Genomic DNA, 1,548 nt, shown 5'->3' on the forward strand with positions numbered 1-1,548 from the left:
CACCCGGTGATCTGGCTGAGCGACCCGATGCACGGCAACACCATCGTCGCGCCCTGCGGCAACAAGACCCGCCTGGTGCGCAGCATCGCCGAGGAGGTGGCGGCGTTCCGCCTGGCGGTGTCCGGCTCCGGCGGCGTGGCCGCCGGGCTGCACCTGGAGACCACCCCGGACGACGTCACCGAGTGCGTCGCCGATTCCAGCGGCCTGCACCAGGTCAGCCGGCACTACACCAGCCTCTGCGATCCGCGGCTGAACCCCTGGCAGGCGCTCAGCGCGGTGATGGCCTGGTCCGGCGCAGAAGCGATCCCGAGCGCAACCTTCCCCCTGGAGACCGTGGCATGAGCGGCATTCCCGAAATCACCGCCTATCCCTTGCCGACCGCCCAGCAGCTGCCGGCCAACCTGGCGCGCTGGAGCCTGGAGCCGCGGCGCGCGGTGCTGCTGGTGCACGACATGCAGCGCTACTTCCTGCGCCCGCTGCCCGAGAGCCTGCGCGCCGGGCTGGTGGCCAACGCCGCGCGGCTACGCCGCTGGTGCGTCGAGCAGGGCGTGCAGATCGCCTACACCGCCCAGCCGGGCAGCATGACCGAGGAGCAGCGCGGCCTGCTCAAGGACTTCTGGGGGCCGGGCATGCGCGCCAGTCCGGCCGACCGCGAGGTGGTCGAGGAGCTGGCGCCGGGGCCGGACGACTGGCTGCTGACCAAGTGGCGCTACAGCGCCTTCTTCCACTCCGACCTGCTCCAGCGGATGCGCGCCGCCGGCCGCGACCAGTTGGTGCTGTGCGGCGTATACGCCCACGTCGGGGTGCTGATCTCCACGGTCGACGCCTACTCCAACGACATCCAGCCGTTCCTGGTGGCCGACGCCATCGCCGACTTCAGCGAGGCGCACCACCGCATGGCCCTGGAATACGCCGCCAGCCGCTGCGCGATGGTGGTCACCACCGACGAGGTGCTGGAATGAACGCCCTGCCCACATCGCTGTTGCAGCGCCTGCTCGAACGGCCGGCGCCGTTCGCCTTGCTCTACCGCCCGGAAAGCAATGGCCCGGGCCTGCTCGACGTGATCCGCGGCGAGGCGCTCGAACTGCACGGCCTGGCCGATCTGCCGCTGGACGAGCCCGGCCCGGGCCTGCCGCGCCATGACCTGCTGGCGCTGATTCCCTACCGGCAGATCGCCGAGCGCGGCTTCGAGGCGCTCGACGACGGCACGCCGCTGCTGGCGCTGAAGGTTCTGGAGCAGGAACTGCTGCCGCTGGAGCAGGCCCTGGCGCTGCTGCCGAACCAGGCGCTGGAACTGAGCGAGGAAGGTTTCGACCTCGACGACGAGGCCTACGCCGAAGTGGTCGGGCGGGTCATCGCCGACGAGATCGGTCGCGGCGAAGGCGCCAACTTCGTGATCAAGCGGCGCTTCCAGGCGCGCATCGACGGCTACGCCACGGCCAGCGCGCTGAGTTTCTTCCGCCAGTTGCTGCTGCGCGAGAAGGGCGCCTACTGGACCTTCATCGTCCACACCGGCGAACGCACCCTGGTCGGCGCCTCGCCCGAGCG

At 70.9% G+C, this 1,548-nt stretch carries 1 protein-coding gene and 2 pseudogenes; all 3 read left to right on the plus strand.

All coding sequences use genetic code 11. From position 1 onward, the window contains the following. Nucleotides 1-342: pseudogene (gene phzC, locus FFS27_RS32655) on the plus strand (phenazine biosynthesis protein PhzC); the annotation flags it as partial. Next, nucleotides 339-962 carry a phenazine biosynthesis protein PhzD gene (phzD, locus tag FFS27_RS32660; RefSeq protein WP_003093625.1) on the plus strand — a complete coding sequence of 208 codons (624 nt, stop codon included), beginning with the start codon at nt 339-341 and terminating at the stop codon, nt 960-962. The pseudogene phzC and the gene phzD, both read left to right, overlap by 4 nt. Beyond that, a pseudogene (phzE, locus tag FFS27_RS32665) lies at nt 959-1,548 on the plus strand (phenazine biosynthesis protein PhzE); the annotation flags it as partial. The gene phzD and the pseudogene phzE, both read left to right, overlap by 4 nt.

The sequence above is a fragment of the Pseudomonas sp. 2VD genome (genome assembly GCF_005503585.1).
In the GTDB taxonomy this organism is placed as follows: domain Bacteria; phylum Pseudomonadota; class Gammaproteobacteria; order Pseudomonadales; family Pseudomonadaceae; genus Pseudomonas; species Pseudomonas aeruginosa.